Source organism: Rothia sp. (in: high G+C Gram-positive bacteria), assembly GCF_015265375.1.
Taxonomy (GTDB): Bacteria; Actinomycetota; Actinomycetes; order Actinomycetales; family Micrococcaceae; genus Rothia.
Map to the genome: position 1 here is coordinate 16,500 of NZ_JABZXW010000025.1, position 14,848 is coordinate 31,347.

The window sequence follows — 14,848 nt, forward strand, 5'->3', positions numbered from 1 at the left end:
TAAAAACAAAACCCGCCCCACTGTAGAAGCCTGGAGGCGGATTTCGTGGCTCCGACCGGCGTCGATCCGGTGACCTTACGATTTTCAGTCGTACGCTCTACCAACTGAGCTACAGAGCCTTGCGTATTTACTTTTAGATACGCAATGACCGCGTCTTCGGATGAATAATCATCTGAACTTACGCGGCCAGAGCGACCCCGACGGGACTTGAACCCGCGACCTCCGCCGTGACAGGGCGGCGCGCTAACCAACTGCGCTACGGGGCCTTGTTGGAATCAACAGAAGTAAATTCTATATCATCTAACTTGGCTTTGCAAATCGTAAGATTTGCAAGTACCCCCAACGGGATTTGAACCCGTGCTACCGCCGTGAAAGGGCGGCGTCCTAGGCCGCTAGACGATGGGGGCCTAGTCGATCGAACAGGTTCCGTTTTCTTCATCCCGTCGTTCGAACCTCCACTAGTCTATGACAGGTTTGCGGAGGCGCGCAAACCGTTTTGTTCGATTTTGCCCGATTTTGACCCCCATTTTCGACCATTTATAGCCTGGCACATATGCGTTTAAGCTAGTCAATGAGGATTCAGAAAAACTTCAAAAAATTTTAAAATTTCTTCACAACACCCCAAATCAGGGGGTTTTGGAGGGGTTTTAGCGGCTTTTGGGCACCCATAAGAGCTTCAAAGAAGCCCTCATATCCGCCCTGATTTCTGCAGATTTGCCACAGAATCTTCCAAATTTTTGTTCCGAAAGTGCTCCGGGGAGAGCCCAAGGAAAGTCCAATGAGAGCCCGAAGACACCTAGGCAGCTTCTCAAAAGAATTCCGAGTGCCCACATCCAGCCCCTTAGGTCACCTCGCGGCAGCCTAAAACACCCCAAAATATCTCCGAAGAATTTTCACCAATTTATGGGCACCTATATAGGGCACGCGAGCGAGTGCTGCCCCAGTACAAACCGCGCTGCAAACCCCGCAGTAAAACCCACGGTCAAGCCCGCAGAAGGGTACCCCAAAGAGCGCTCAGCAGCCCCTCCCGAGAGGTCCACCCCAGCCTCCCCGGAACCGCAAAAAGTGCCACGCAAAGCAAATACCCCAGAGAGTGCACCCAAATGAAAATATTCACTCCGTGGAATACATACAAACTGGCTTGTCAGATGCTTATTTTTCACCCTGTGCAAGCAGTTACGGGATTATGACGACACAGAAATATAAAGATTTGATAAACCTCTAGCGATTGACAAGGACTGATGAAAGCCAGCTGAAAATACCCCCTGAAATGGCTTGAAGCCCCCTCTTTGAGCACCGTACTATAGAGGACGTGAGGTCACTTCCGGACCTTGCACGGGGCCACTTCCGGAGCCCCAGACGTAAAGTCACCGCACATTACAGCACCGATAAACCGCATAGAGATCCAAGGGAGGATCCAGTGTCCGCAACGATGAACCGTCGCTCGGCATTCCGTGCACTGGGCGTAGGCACCGCAACCATCGCTCTCGGCTGTGCAGTTGCACCCGCAGCGCAGGCGCAGCAGATGGCACATCCGCAGAAGGCAATGACTGCCGACCAGCAGCTCAAGCTGATTCTGCGCCGCCTGGAGCAGGTACCTGCCCGTTTGAAGTATGCGAAGCCTGGATCCTCCAACCGCGTCAATAGCGGCATTGAGAGCGCACTGGGCAACCTGACCACCGTCCAGGGCACTGACGCAGGCCGTCAGATTGCAAGCGCCAAGGCCGCTGTCCGCAAGTCTGATGGACGTGCCCACGCAGCGCTCTCCCCCGTTGGTGTTATCGCTTGCGTTGTCAGTATTGCAAAGTTTGTCATTCAGCTGGGCATCGCCATTTACAAGCTTATTAAGGCACTCGTTAACGCCTTCAAGCAGTGGAAGACCTTCAAGAACATCGTGAAGGCTGTCATTTCTGGTGAAGCCCGCAAGAAGCTGGGTACTGAAACTGAAACCGTACTCAAGGCCATTCTGGGCATTGAAGACGTCCTCAAAAAGTGTGCATAGTCTACACACCGTACGGCTATGCGCTTGTTTAGAGAGCTAATCTTGGTGTTTCTTTAGCTTTCTAGACCCCGTTAAGGGATGCGCCGCACGTGGAGTCACTGCATGGGCTCGCTGCGCGTCCGGGTAGCCGGAGGGTATGTCCTCGAGTGTCTTCGGCACCTACCCAGCCCACCCCGCATGACCTCATGGTGCGGGGTGGGTTTCTTTAACCCCTCTTTCGGGTGAGCGCGTCACTGCGCCGGGAGACGCACAGCTCTTCCCTATCGCTCCCCCGCCTCCTTATATATAGACAAAAATCGACCCCGCACCGGCTCACGGTACGGGGTCGATTTCTATGTTCTATGCGGAAGAATTACTCGCCGCGGGAGATGTTGATCATCTCGTCGCGGTCCACAACCTTCACGCGGGCGCGAGGCTCACCGGCAGCGTCCTTGGATGCGGCGCCCAGTGCCTTCTCGTGGTCGTCCAGGCGGTGCCAGCCTTCCCAGGTGGTGTACTTGATGCCCTTGGAGTCCAGGTATGCGCTGAAGGTTTCTGCGTCCGGCTCGGGTGCGGTGTAGAGGTTCTCGCGGTCCTCAAGCAGGTGGGTGATGGTTTCCAGTGCATCGGACTTGGTGGAGCCAATCAAGCCGACGGGGCCGCGCTTGATCCAACCGGATGCGTACAGGCCGGGAACAACCTCGCCGTTCTCATCTACGACGCGACCCTCAACGTTGGTGATGACGCCACGCTTGTCGTCGTAACCGATTTCGGGCAGTTCGGAGCCGAAGTAGCCAATTGCGCGGTAGACAGCCTGTACGGGGTAGTCAATGTACTCGCCGGTGCCGATGATGCCGCCGTTGCCGTCGAGCTTGTTGCGCTCCATGCGCAGGCCCACGACCTTGCCGTCTTCACCGAGGATTTCGTGCGGGGACTGCAGGAAGTGCAGGTGCAGGCGGCGGGATGCGGTCTGCTCGTTGTTCTTCTGGTCTTCCAGCCAGCCGCGCAGGGTCTTCATCATGACCTTGGTCTGGGCGTTCTTCTCCATTGCTTCCTCGGAAGCCTCGTCGAACTGGAAGTCCTCTTCGTACAGGACGATGTCCACGTCGCGGGAGTGTGCGAGTTCGCGCAGCTCAAGCGGGGTGAACTTCATCTGTGCGGGACCGCGGCGACCGAAGACGTGCACGTCGGTCACGGGGGAAGCCTTCAGGCCCTGGTAGACGTTGTCGGGGATTTCGGTGACGAGCAGGTCGTCAGCGTGCTTGGAGAGGATGCGGGAGACGTCCAGGGCGACGTTGCCGTTACCGAGCACTGCAACCTGCTCAGCTTCGAGCGGCCAGGTGCGGGGGTAGTCGGGGTGGCCGTCGTACCAGGAGACGAAGTCTGCTGCGCCGTAGGAGCCGTCCAGGTCGATGCCCTCAATGTTCAGGGGTGCATCGAAAATCGCGCCGGTTGCGAAGATGATGGCGTCGTAGTGTTCGCGCAGGTCGGCGAGGGTCAGGTCCTTGCCGTATTCGACGTTGCCGAAGAAACGGATGTCACCGCGGTCCAGGACCTTGTGCAGTGCGGTGATGATGCCCTTGATGCGGGGGTGATCCGGTGCCACACCGTAGCGGATCAGGCCGAAGGGGGCGGGGTAGCGGTCGAAGATGTCGATGGCGACCTCGACGGCGCCGGTGCGGACCTCTTCAGACTTGGTGAGGATATCGGCGGTGTAAATACCGGCGGGACCTGCACCGATAACGGCGACGCGCAGGGGGCGTGCTGCTTCAGACACGAAAATCTTCCTTTCGAAGTTCACCGCGGGGCGCCCGGTGCGGCGCGAACAGGCGGTGAGCTTAGTGTTCACTTCCTGCCTATTTTACCGGGGATTGACGGGTGTTCGGGGGCTTATATGTCTTCGCCCACTAAATAGGACAATTTTCTGTCACCTAATCCGGGGATGTCACCTAATCCGGGAGGGGCAGCACGGTCGGTTCCGGAACCCTGCGCACGCGGCGGGCATAAAAACTGCCCCGCCCTCCGAGGTGCAGGAGGGCGGGACAGGGTAACGAAGACTAGAAGGCAGGGACTAGGAGGCGGGTACCGCCTCAAAGGTCACGACCAGTTCGTCACGCTCACCGAAGCGGACCAGGTGGCGATCCAGCACATCCGCCAGGCGGGCGGCCTGTTCATCGCTATCGGCGCGCACCTCCATGATGAGTGCGCCGTCGGTTTCGCGCAGGTCACCGTAGCCGCGGAAAATGCCGTCGCGGTTGAAGGTGAGGCGCAGACCGTCGGGCAGTTCTGCGGTGCTGAGCTTGCGGCCCATGTGGGAGCCGAGCTGCTTGATGTATCGGGCGGGGCGGTCGGTCGCGACGACGGCGCGCTGGCGGACCGGCAGGGATTCTGCGGCGGGGTAGTTCTCGGCGGGCTGGTTTTCAACAGACTGGTTTTCAGCGGGGGCAGCAGTGTTTTCCTGGGGAGTTTCAGTCACGGTGGGCTCCTTCTCATCTATGCCGAAAAAGGCTCACCACACTGAACCCTGCATCCGGCGACACAATATTTCACCTCGAATATAACAGGCGGTTAGGGTTCACTAACCTAATATGTCGGCGGTGTTCGCGCAGGGTGAGAGATAGTTACCCTCTATGACACCGCCCAAGACAGACCCGCCGCACGAAAGCTGGGAATTTCCTGGATTAACGCTTAGAGAAACTTTAACCGTAGAATATTTCGGTAACAACAGTGTCACCTCCCCAACACACCGGGAAGTGGCACTTTTTTATGCGGGTCCGGAACCCCGGCGCCCGCCCCGACTATGAGTATCTACGGATTTTCACGAATGTCTTCTGAGAACACCGCGGCTCCCCAGAACCCCAAGGCAGAAGCCAAGGGCGCACTGGACCGTTACTTCAAAATCAGCGAACGTGGCTCCACCATCGCAGCAGAATTCCGAGGCGGCCTCGCCACCTTCTTCGCGATGAGCTACATTGTCGTGCTGAACCCCCTCATCATCGGCCTCGGCAAGGACGCATCCGGCAACGCGCTCGGCGTGCCGCAGGTCGCAGCAATGACCGCACTGGTCGCAGGCGTCATGACCATCCTCATGGGCGTCATCGCCAAGCAGCCCTTCGCCATGGCGGCAGGCCTCGGCGTGAACGCACTGCTGGCAACCACCATCGCCTCCACCCCCAACCTGACCTGGCCCGCCATCATGGGCCTGGTCGTCTGGGCTGGTGTGCTGATGACCATCCTCGTGCTGACCGGCTTCCGTACCGCAGTGTTCAACGCGGTCCCCGAATCGCTCAAGGTCGCAATCGTCGTCGGTATCGGCTTCTTCATCGCCTTCATCGGCCTCGTTAACGCGGGTATCATCCGCCGCATGCCCGACGCAGCCGGCACCACCGTGCCCGTCTCCTTCGGCGTGAGCGGCCACCTGCTCGGCTGGCCCACCTTGGTCTTCCTGTTCGGCCTGTTCCTCACCATTGCGCTGTTCATCCGCAATGTGAAGGGTGCAATCCTCTACGGCGTGCTCGCCTCCACCGCCCTCTCCATCATCCTGGAGAAGGTCGTGCCCTCCGGCAGCTCGCTTGAGTCCCCCACCGGCTGGTCCCTGAACGTCCCCGTCTGGGACTCCAGCACCAGCAAGCTGCCGGACTTCTCGCTGTTCGGCTCCGCTGACCTGTTCGCAGCCTTCGGCACTCTCGGCGGCATGGCTGCCGTTCTGCTGATCTTCACCATCCTCATCTCCGCGTTCTTCGACGCAATGGGCACCTCCGTCGGTCTCGCGACCGAAGCAGGCACCATCAAGGACGGTCAGATCGAGAACGTCGACAAGGTCCTGCTCGTGGACGCCCTCGGCTCCGTAGCCGGCGGTGGCACCTCCTCCTCCGCAAGCCAGATCTTCGTGGAGTCCGCAACCGGTATCGGCGCGGGCGCACGCACCGGCTTCGCAAACATCGTCACCGGTGTACTGTTCCTGATTGCGATCTTCCTGACCCCGCTGGTCACCATCGTGCCCTTCGAAGCTGTTGCACCCGCAATGGTGTTCGTTGGCTTCCTGATGATCCGCCAGGCAGTGAACATCGACTGGAACGACTGGGGCCTCGGCATCCCCGCGTTCATGACCATCATCTTCATGCCCCTGGCATACTCCATCGCGGACGGTATCGGCGCAGGCTTCCTGTCCTACGTCTTCATCCGCCTGGTGCAGGGTCGCGGCAAGGAAGTTCACTGGCTCATGTACGTGGTTTCCGCTGTGTTCCTCATCTTCTTCGCTAACGGCCTGATTACCGGCTGGATGCACTAAATACATCGGGTGCCTCACCCTCCACATGTGGAGGCGCGGGCGCCATCAGGGCGGGGTATCGGCACCTTTGGGTTGCCGGTACCCCGCCCTGGGCTATTCTCCCCTCTGCCCCGGTTGCCGATTCTGGTTATTTGGCTAGGGCCGGGAAACACCACATCACCGACTGAACCGCCGCACACAACGCGTTTCACCGACACGAGCCGCACGGCGGCGCCTACAATGGTTGAACCATTGTGGCGCCCGGCATGGCTTTCACCCGTGAAACCGGCGGCGCAACAGTACACACCGAACAACATCAACGGATCCTCACATGTCTGAACCTCAGAAGGCGGCAGCGCCCACCAGCGCACTTGACCGCTACTTCAAGATTTCCGAACGCGGCTCCTCCATCGCCGCAGAATTCCGCGGTGGCCTCGCCGCATTCTTCGCCATGAGCTACATCGTGGTGCTGAACCCCCTCATCATCGGCCTCGGCAAGGACGCATCCGGCAACGCCCTCGGCATCGCACCCGTCGCGGCTGTGACCGCACTGGTTGCCGGCGTGATGACCATCCTCATGGGCGTTATCGCCAAGCAGCCCTTCGCCATGGCGGCTGGCCTGGGCGTGAACGCGCTGCTCGCCTCCACCATTGCCACCACCCCGAACCTGACCTGGGCAGACATCATGGGCTTGGTCGTTCTTGCCGGTCTGATCATGACCGTTCTGGTGCTCACCGGCTTCCGTACCGCGGTGTTTGAAGCGGTCCCCGAGTCGCTGAAGACCGCGATTGTGGTCGGTATCGGCTTCTTCATTTCCTTTATCGGTCTGGTCGACTCCGGCATTATCCGTCGCATGCCTGACGCAGCTGGCACCACCGTTCCGGTGAGCCTTGGCGCGGGCGGTCACCTACTCGGCTGGCCCACCCTCGTCTTCCTCTTCGGCCTGTTCTTCACCATCGCCCTGTTCATCCGTAACGTGAAGGGCGCGATCCTGTGGGGCGTACTCGCCTCCACCGCGCTGTCCCTGATTCTGGAGGCGGTTGTCCCCTCCGGTAGTGTGAAGGACGCTCCCACCGGCTGGTCGCTGAACGTGCCCTCCCTGGCTGACATGAAGTTCACCACCCCGAACTTCTCCCTCATCGGTTCCGCTGACCTGTTCGGCGCGTTCACCCACATCGGCCCGCTGGCTGCGTCGCTGCTGGTGTTCACTATTCTGCTGTCCGTGTTCTTCGACGCGATGGGCGTTTCGGTGGGTCTTGCCGCCGAGGCTGGCACCATGAAGGACGGCAAGGTTGAGGACATCGACAAGGTCCTGCTCGTGGACGCTTTCGGTTCCGTTGTCGGTGGTGGCGCGTCCGGTTCGGCGAACCAGATTTTCGTGGAGTCCGCTACCGGCATTGGTGCGGGTGCACGCACCGGTTTCGCGAACATTGTGACCGGTGTGCTGTTCCTGCTGGCGATTTTCATCTCGCCGCTGGTCACCATCGTTCCCTTCGAGGCGGTTGCCCCCGCACTGGTCGTGGTCGGCTTCCTGATGATCCGCCAGGCCGTAAACATTGACTGGACCGACTGGGGTCTGGGTATTCCGGCGTTCCTGACCATTATTTTCATGCCGCTGTCGTACTCGATTGCGAACGGTATCGGTGCAGGCTTCGTTTCCTACACCTTCATTCGCCTGGTGCAGGGCCGCGGCAAGGACGTGCACTGGCTGATGTACCTGGTCTCCGCAGTGTTCGTGATCTACTTCGGTATGGGCATCATTAACGGCTGGACCCACTAAGTCCAACGGAGCACATATTTGCTGAGGGCAGGTTCCTGAGGCAGTTGAGAACGTAAGTTTTCAAGCTGCCGAAGGGCCTGCCTTTGGTGTATCTGGCTCGCTCTTACACGTTCCTTATCGTGCCTGCGTGCGAGAAAAAATCATGGCAGAATCATTCCGTTTCCGGTATGATTCTGCCATGATGTCCGTTCAAGAGTATGCTCAAGAAGCTAAGGTTTCAGAGCGAAGCGTGCGCGCCCGCCTAGAACGCGGAATGCTCCAGGGGCGTAAGTTGGGAAGCCGCTGGGTTGTCGAAGCCATTCCCGCAGCACACCGCAGTAATGCTGGCCGCCCTATTTCTTTTGAAGCATTCAACGCTTTGGCGCGTTACTGCGATGGGCAGTTGTCTGTTCTATCTGCTGAGGAACGCCGCAGGGCAAAAGAACGCGCCTCAGCGATTCAGGAACAGGGTCCAGCTTCTGTTGAACGATACCGAGCCCGCCGCGGGTTGAAAGTGCATCACCTACAAGCCCCTCCCGCTGAAATTCCTGCAATTTTGGAAGACCCTGCGTTGTCGCTGACCGGCATTAGTAGCGATATTTCGCAGGTGTACGGCTCAATGGTTGATGCATATATCTCGCATCAGGATTTAGAGAACATCATTTTTCTGTACAATCTGGTTCCGGCGTCCGCAGATTCAGCGAATGTTATCTTGCGTGAATGCGATGACCCGCCCCATATTCTGCCCCTGCATGTGGCGGTAGATCTTCTAGATTTGGGGGATCCGCGAAGTTCCGCTGAGGCAGAACGCATTCTTCAAGATTCTGTTTTCAGGAAGGCCTCTTAGTTATGACCGCATCCCCTATTTTGATTCCTGCTATTGGGGCAGAGCGTGCCTCTTGGCTTGGTCTGGCTGATATCTCAGGTTGACTTCGAAAAGCTTCTAAAAGACAGAAGCTAGCTAAAACAAGAAATGGCAGAATCGTTCCGGTTTCGGAATGATTCTGCCATTTCTTTATGTGCCCACACCCTGTACGAGACAGAGGCGGCGAGAGCTAGAGTTAGCGGACGTCACCATCCACATAGAACCAGGCGCCGCCCACCTTCTCAAAGCGCGACAGCTCATGCATGTTGCCCTTCACCCGCTCCTCCGCAGGCGTGCCCGGCACCGAACGGTAATACGCAACGAACTCCACCGTACCAGAGGCGTCAAAGGGGCCACCCGAAGCGCCCAGAATATCCAGGCGATACCAGCGGATATCATCCTCCAACTCCAGAGTCGCCGGGCGGGTACTCGGATGCCAGCTCGCCAGCAGGTACGCCGCGTCCCCCGTCGCAAACGCGGTAAAACGCGAGCGCATCAGCTGCTCCGGCGCAGGCGCAGTCAGCGTGCCGGAGGCGGCAAACTCGCCCAGGAACCTGCCGCAGCAGGCGCCGTACACCTCGCCGCTCGAGCAGGGGCAGCGGTCATCATGGTTAAGTTCAACCTGGTTCAGTTCAGTCATGCCACCCAGTATAAAGAAACGCCCGCTCCGCCGGGGATACAAATCCTCCAGCAGAACGGGCGTTCTTGTTTTCAATCGTTAAGTTTGAGCGAACCTACACGGTACGCTTCAACGGCAATGCTTATTCAGCGATTGCGCGAGCCGGGGTGTCAGCCGCGGAAGGCTTGCCCACGTATGCGCCGCGGTACTTAGCAGCCGGGTGGCTGTCAGCGACCTTGGTGTGGCCCTTACCGAAGATGTTCTCACGCAGGGTGTTGCCCTCGTACTCGGTGCGGTAGCGGCCGCGCTTCTGCAGCTCGGGAACAACGTACTCGATGAAGTCCTCGAAGGAACCCGGGGAGACGTGGTACGCCAGGTTGATGCCGTCCAGGCCGCCCTCGTCGATCCAACGCTCGAGCTCGTCAGCAACCTGAACCGGGTCACCAACGATAACCTCACCCATGCCACCAATGGTGGTGTGCTCGGCGATAGCCTTGCGGGTCCACTTCTTGTCCTTCGCCTGCAGGGTGAAGGGGGTCAGGAAGGACTGAATCGACTCGGTCTGCACGTAGTTCAGGACCTCGTCCTCGTCGAACTGGGACAGGTCGACGCCGGACCAGCCACCGATAATGGCCTGTGCAGATTCGAGGTTGATGTACTTCTTGTACTCCTCGTACTTTGCCTTTGCCTTCTCTTCGGTCTCATCCACGATGACCGAGAGCATTGCGAGGATCTTCACGTCGTCGCGGCTACGGCCCTGCTCCTCGGCAGAGGCACGAATACGGTCGGTCACGAAGCGGGTCAGGTCGGGGCGCAGGGCGCTGATGAACACAGCCTCAGCGTGCTTACCGGAGAACTTCTGGCCGCGGCTGGATGCGCCAGCCTGGAAAATCACGGGGGTGCGCTGCGGGCTCGGCTCGGTCAGGGAGATGCCGGGCACGGAGAAGTACTTGCCCTTGTGGCCAATCGGGTGAACCTTGGAGGGGTCGGCGTAGATGCCGCGCTCGCGGTCCTTGACGACTGCGCCGTCTTCCCAGGAGCCTTCCCACAGCTTGTAGCAGACGTCCAGGAACTCGTCGGCGATTTCGTAGCGCTCGTCGTGCGGGATCTGGGTGGGCAGGCCCTGGTTCTCAGCAGCCGAAGGCAGGTAGGAGGTCACCACATTGAAGCCGACGCGGCCCTCAGTGAGGTGGTCGAGGGAGGCGTAGCGGCGAGCCAGGGTGTAGGGCTGCTCAAAAGTAGCGGCAGCGGTCACGCCGAAGCCGAGGTGCTCGGTCACTGCAGCCATTGCAGAAATCTGGGTTGCGGGGTCATTCACGGGAACCTGAGCGGCACCCTCGATAGCGGGAGCTGCAGAGTTCTTGTACACGTCGTAGATGCCGACCACGTCAGCGATGAACACGGCGTCGAACAGGCCGCGCTCAAGGGTCTTAGCCAGGTCAGTCCAGTACTTGATGGTGTTGTACTCGGTTGCGCGGGAGCGCGGGTGACGCCAGAGGTCGAAGCTCTGGTGACCGATGCAGGTCATCTCGAATGCGTTAACTACGATGCGCTTCTTCTGCTCAGCCATCGATTTTCCTTTCGCGAATGATCGGGGACGATCGGGTTTGTGCCCTGCACCCCGCGCGCCGCCTCCTGATGCCTTCTGCGTTCGGTGGTGGCCTTCGTGCAGGTGGCGCGTTCGCGCCGTACTTGCCTCGTTACGTTGAGGCCAGATCATCATCTGGGGCACCCCGCTACGGGAGAGGGTTGCCGCCCGGCTAGCCAGAGCTTAGCGCCGGGACTCATGATCTCGTGGTTTGAGTGTACGGGGCGCGCGGGAGGGAGGTCACGTTTGTGACGAAAAAATCTTTTTGTGACGTGGAACCGAAATATTTCGTGATAAATGCGAAATAAAGAGTCATAGAAATTCATACGCGCCCGCAGGGTTGATTGAGGCACGCCACAGCCCATAGGGTGGGAGGAGCAAACCATCCAGAGCGACTGAGAGACCTGGCTCCACGACGTCGCAGCAACCGGCACGGATTCTTCCGCCCCCGGTGCTAACGCCAGGAACGATGGAAGTGACATGACACTCAACAGTGCAGTAACTGACGCACCCACCAGTGAAAACACCGGCCACCACGCCGTATCCACCGCCGCCGTCCCCTTGAGCTTTGAAGACGTCGGACAATCTTTCCCCGTGCCCGGCGGAACCCACGAAGTTCTTCGCGGAGTCTCCTTCACCGCAGCCCCCGGCGAGATTATCTCCGTCATCGGCTCCTCCGGATGTGGCAAGTCCACCCTCCTGCGTGCAGCAGCAGGCCTGAACCGCATCACCGCAGGTACCGTGCGTATCGGCGAGAAGGCAGTGACCGGCCTCGACCCCCGCGTAGCTATCGGCTTTCAGGAACCGCGCCTGCTCCCCTGGCGCACCGTCGCCGACAACGTGGCGCTCGGACTGCCGCAGGGCACCAAAAAATCTGAAGGCGCAGCATCCGTAGCGCGCCTGCTCGACCTGGTCGGACTGGGCGAATACGCAACCCACCGTCCCAAGGAAATTTCAGGCGGTATGGCTCAGCGCGTTTCCCTGGCGCGAGCGCTCGCACGCAACCCCGGCGTGCTGTTGCTCGACGAGCCCTTCGGTGCTCTGGACGCGCTGACCCGCATCAACATGCAGGATTTGCTGTTGGACGTGCACCGTCAAGACCCGACCACGATTCTGCTGGTCACCCACGATGTGGAAGAGGCGCTGTACCTCTCTGACCGGGTGATCGTCCTCGGTAAGGACACCCCGGAGGCGCCCGCCACCATCCAGCGCATTGTGACCGTTGACCGTTCTCACCCGCGTGACCGCGCCGATGCAGAGATCACGGCGCTGCGTAGCGAACTGTTGGCTGAGCTTGGCGTGGAAGATAACGCCTAAAGCCGCCACGCAACACATTTCTTACACATCACATCATCATCTTCAGAAGCGAAAAGATTTCATCATGACTTACTCCCCGTCTCGCCGTACCGCCCTCAAGTCCCTTGCCGCAGCCGCCGCTTTTGCTACTCTGCTCAGCGCCTGCGCCGGTGAAGGTTCCGGTTCCGCTAACGCCTCCGGTGCTGCCGGTGGTGGCAATCAGAACACCGTGACCATTGACTACGCGACCTACAACCCGCTGTCCCTGATTATCCGCAAGAAGGGTTGGCTTGAGACCGCCCTCGCCGCCGAGGGTAAGAAGGTTGAGTGGGTCAAGTCGGCTGGTTCGAACAAGGCGAATGAGGCGCTGCGTAGCGGCAATATTGATGTTGGCTCGACCGCCGGTTCGGCGGCGCTGCTGGCACGTGCTAATGGCTCTCCCATCAAGGTCATTAGCCTCTACTCGCAGCCGGAGTGGTCGGCTCTGGTGACCCGCAAGGATTCGGGCATCACTAAGGTTGCGGATTTGAAGGGTAAGACCGTTGCCGTGACCAAGGGTACCGACCCGTACTTCCTGCTGCTGCAGGCACTCAAGCAGGAGGGTATCTCTGCTTCGGACCTGACCATTCAGAACCTGCAGCACGCTGACGGCCGCACCGCCCTGGATAACGGTCAGGTCAACGCGTGGAGCGGCCTGGACCCGATCATGGCTGCCGCCGAGGTGGAAAGCGGCGACGTGCTCTTCTACCGCAACCTGAACTTCAACACCTACGGCTTCCTGAACGCCACCGAGAAGTTCATTCAGTCCAACCCGACCGCCGCACAGACCATCGTGGACGTGTACGAGTACGCTCGCGCCTGGGCTAAGAAGAACCCCGAAGAGGCTGTGAAGATTGTCGAGGAGGAGTCCGGCATTAAGCACGAGACCGCCCAGGTCGTCATGGAGCGCACCCACCTGGATATCGACCCGGTTCCGGGCGCTAAGCAGGTTGAGGTTCTCAAGGGTGTCGGCCCGATCCTGGTGGAGTCCGGCGACGTTCCCTCCCAGTCCGACGTGGACAAGGCACTGAACAGCATTGTGGACGACCAGTTCGCAAAGAAGGCTGACAGCGCAGCCGTTGAGAAGATCGCAAAGGTGGTTGAGAAGTAATGACCGCCGCAACGATTACCGCCGCCTCCAGCGCTCGCGCTGAGCGTGCCGAGAAGCGTGTCTCTTCCGTGAAACTGCCGTCGAACCCGTTCGCCGGTAAGCAGTACCTGGGCCTGATTCTTCCCCTGGCGCTGATTGCCCTCTGGTACATTCTGAGCACCAACGGCGTGTTCACCCAGGTTCAGCTGCCCTCCCCCGACCGTGTGGTCAGCGCCGGTGTTGAGCTGGCGCAGCGCGGCGAGTTGGGCCGCCACGTGGCGATTTCTACTCAGCGTGTGCTGATTGGTTTCGGTATTGGTGCCGTGCTCGGCCTGGTGCTTGGTGCGCTGATTGGCTTGTCTGCGCCGGTGCGTCTGATTGCCGCACCGACCATTGGTGCGCTACGTGCCGTGCCGTCCCTGGCGTGGGTTCCGCTGCTTCTGCTGTGGATCGGTATCGGCGAGAATTCCAAGGTGACCCTGGTTGCTATTGGTGCGTTCTTCCCGGTGTACACCACGGTTTCTGCGGCTCTGGCGCACGTTGACCCCAAGCTTGTGGAGGCAGCACGCGCCTTCGGCCTGAAGGGTCTGCGCCTGTTCACCACGGTTCAGCTTCCCGCGGTTCTGCCGTCGGTCGTTTCGGGTCTGCGTCTGGCGCTGGCTCAGGCGTGGCTGTTCCTGGTCGCCGCTGAGCTGCTGGGTGCATCCATGGGCCTGGGTTACCTGCTGACCGACTCGCAGAACAACGGCCGCACCGACCGCCTGCTGCTGGCTATTGTGGCGCTGGCGGTGCTCGGTAAGATTACCGACGCCCTGGTGGGTGTTTTCGAGCGCTGGGTGAAGGCGAAGTACCCCAGCAACTAACGCCACCAGCAATTAGCACCACAGCTAAACGCAATGCTCAGCACGCGCTGAGTTTTAGGAGAGATGTCCGCCGCGTGGTTGCTCCTCTGAAGGTGAGCTAATCATCGCTACGCGCCGGAGAAAGAAGTCGGCGGGGAAACCTGTCGCCTACTGAATGATGATGATGAACCCCGCCCCGCGCCCCACAGCAGTGAGCGCGGGGCGGGGTCTTTAAATATTTCGGAATATTACGAACCGGTACTCACCATGCCGAATATGACGGTCCCCTTTGCTTCCTGGCCCGGAGCGCGCTTTACTAAGAAGGCAAACCATCCAGAGCGACCGAGAGACCTGGCTCCGTGACGTCGCAGCAACCCCCTCGCCAACGCACACACAGACCCCACGGTCACACAGACAGCGGCACGGCGAGCAAGGGTGCTAATGCCAGCAACCGATGGGAGAAAAATGGGACTGCCCACCCCCTACTCGTTCACCGACC

General features: G+C 59.7%; 11 protein-coding genes, 3 tRNA genes and 2 riboswitches. Of the genes, 7 read left to right on the forward strand and 7 right to left on the reverse strand.

Features of this window, described 5'->3' with window-relative positions; all coding sequences use genetic code 11:
* Positions 1–46 precede the first annotated feature (46 nt).
* The 3 genes from HXO69_RS04750 to HXO69_RS04760 form a co-directional block, all read right to left on the reverse strand.
* Positions 47–119 (reverse strand) — tRNA-Phe (locus tag HXO69_RS04750).
* A 73-nt stretch (positions 120–192) separates the two neighbouring features.
* Positions 193–266: transfer RNA gene (locus HXO69_RS04755), tRNA-Asp, on the reverse strand.
* A gap of 68 nt (positions 267–334) precedes the next feature.
* Positions 335–407: transfer RNA gene (locus HXO69_RS04760), tRNA-Glu, on the reverse strand.
* 1,013 nt (positions 408–1,420) lie between these two features.
* Here HXO69_RS04760 and HXO69_RS04765 point away from each other — a divergent pair.
* On the forward strand, positions 1,421–2,002 hold the full coding sequence (locus HXO69_RS04765; RefSeq protein WP_296545622.1) for a hypothetical protein: 582 nt from the start codon (positions 1,421–1,423) through the stop codon (positions 2,000–2,002).
* A 352-nt stretch (positions 2,003–2,354) separates the two neighbouring features.
* Here the strand turns inward: HXO69_RS04765 and HXO69_RS04770 are convergent, their stop codons facing one another.
* A complete protein-coding gene (locus HXO69_RS04770; RefSeq protein WP_296545623.1) occupies positions 2,355–3,758 on the reverse strand; it encodes an FAD-dependent oxidoreductase in 1,404 nt (467 codons plus the stop codon).
* 294 nt (positions 3,759–4,052) lie between these two features.
* The gene (locus HXO69_RS04775) at positions 4,053–4,457 is read right to left on the reverse strand and encodes a DUF2218 domain-containing protein (protein WP_296545624.1); all 405 of its coding nucleotides are present in this window, start codon (positions 4,455–4,457) and stop codon (positions 4,053–4,055) included.
* A 348-nt stretch (positions 4,458–4,805) separates the two neighbouring features.
* Between HXO69_RS04775 and HXO69_RS04780 the strand changes: the two genes are divergently transcribed.
* From HXO69_RS04780 to HXO69_RS04790, 3 genes are all read left to right on the forward strand, one after another.
* Positions 4,806–6,272 (forward strand): NCS2 family permease, encoded by a 1,467-nt coding sequence (locus HXO69_RS04780; protein WP_296545625.1) that lies wholly within the window; start codon positions 4,806–4,808, stop codon positions 6,270–6,272.
* A gap of 310 nt (positions 6,273–6,582) precedes the next feature.
* Entirely contained in the window at positions 6,583–8,031 is a 1,449-nt protein-coding gene (locus HXO69_RS04785; protein WP_296545627.1) for an NCS2 family permease, read from the forward strand.
* Between the two features lie 142 nt (positions 8,032–8,173).
* Complete coding sequence (locus HXO69_RS04790; protein WP_296545628.1) at positions 8,174–8,857, forward strand: hypothetical protein; 684 nt, start codon at positions 8,174–8,176, stop codon at positions 8,855–8,857.
* 214 nt (positions 8,858–9,071) lie between these two features.
* Here HXO69_RS04790 and HXO69_RS04795 read toward each other — a convergent pair whose 3' ends face one another.
* Both HXO69_RS04795 and HXO69_RS04800 read right to left on the reverse strand, forming a co-directional pair.
* Positions 9,072–9,515: a YchJ family protein gene (locus tag HXO69_RS04795; RefSeq protein WP_070833397.1), complete on the reverse strand. Its 444-nt coding sequence runs from the start codon at positions 9,513–9,515 to the stop codon at positions 9,072–9,074.
* 121 nt (positions 9,516–9,636) lie between these two features.
* Complete coding sequence (locus tag HXO69_RS04800) at positions 9,637–11,064, reverse strand: LLM class flavin-dependent oxidoreductase (protein ID WP_296545629.1); 1,428 nt, start codon at positions 11,062–11,064, stop codon at positions 9,637–9,639.
* 113 nt (positions 11,065–11,177) lie between these two features.
* Positions 11,178–11,286: riboswitch (SAM riboswitch) on the reverse strand.
* A 175-nt stretch (positions 11,287–11,461) separates the two neighbouring features.
* Positions 11,462–11,558: riboswitch (SAM riboswitch) on the forward strand.
* A gap of 4 nt (positions 11,559–11,562) precedes the next feature.
* On the opposite strand from HXO69_RS04800, the gene HXO69_RS04805 reads away from it, so the two are divergent.
* The 3 genes from HXO69_RS04805 to HXO69_RS04815 all read left to right on the forward strand — a co-directional run bounded on the left by HXO69_RS04805 (position 11,563) and on the right by HXO69_RS04815 (position 14,370).
* Positions 11,563–12,399 carry an ABC transporter ATP-binding protein gene (locus HXO69_RS04805; RefSeq protein ID WP_296545631.1) on the forward strand — a complete coding sequence of 279 codons (837 nt, stop codon included), beginning with the start codon at positions 11,563–11,565 and terminating at the stop codon, positions 12,397–12,399.
* Between the two features lie 64 nt (positions 12,400–12,463).
* On the forward strand, positions 12,464–13,528 hold the full coding sequence (locus HXO69_RS04810; RefSeq protein ID WP_044150835.1) for an aliphatic sulfonate ABC transporter substrate-binding protein: 1,065 nt from the start codon (positions 12,464–12,466) through the stop codon (positions 13,526–13,528).
* Complete coding sequence (locus HXO69_RS04815) at positions 13,528–14,370, forward strand: ABC transporter permease (protein ID WP_049350468.1); 843 nt, start codon at positions 13,528–13,530, stop codon at positions 14,368–14,370. Before HXO69_RS04810 ends, HXO69_RS04815 begins: the two co-directional genes overlap by 1 nt.
* The last annotated feature ends 478 nt before the right edge of the window (positions 14,371–14,848 follow it).

Coding starts and splice junctions, on each gene's coding strand:
- HXO69_RS04780 (WP_296545625.1), top strand. CDS start 4,806: ATGTCTTCTGAGAACACCGCGGCTCCCCAGAACCCCAAGGCAGAAGCC.
- HXO69_RS04785 (WP_296545627.1), top strand. CDS start 6,583: ATGTCTGAACCTCAGAAGGCGGCAGCGCCCACCAGCGCACTTGACCGC.
- HXO69_RS04790 (WP_296545628.1), top strand. CDS start 8,174: ATGGCAGAATCATTCCGTTTCCGGTATGATTCTGCCATGATGTCCGTT.
- HXO69_RS04795 (WP_070833397.1), bottom strand. CDS start 9,515: ATGACTGAACTGAACCAGGTTGAACTTAACCATGATGACCGCTGCCCC.
- HXO69_RS04800 (WP_296545629.1), bottom strand. CDS start 11,064: ATGGCTGAGCAGAAGAAGCGCATCGTAGTTAACGCATTCGAGATGACC.
- HXO69_RS04805 (WP_296545631.1), top strand. CDS start 11,563: ATGACACTCAACAGTGCAGTAACTGACGCACCCACCAGTGAAAACACC.
- HXO69_RS04810 (WP_044150835.1), top strand. CDS start 12,464: ATGACTTACTCCCCGTCTCGCCGTACCGCCCTCAAGTCCCTTGCCGCA.
- HXO69_RS04815 (WP_049350468.1), top strand. CDS start 13,528: ATGACCGCCGCAACGATTACCGCCGCCTCCAGCGCTCGCGCTGAGCGT.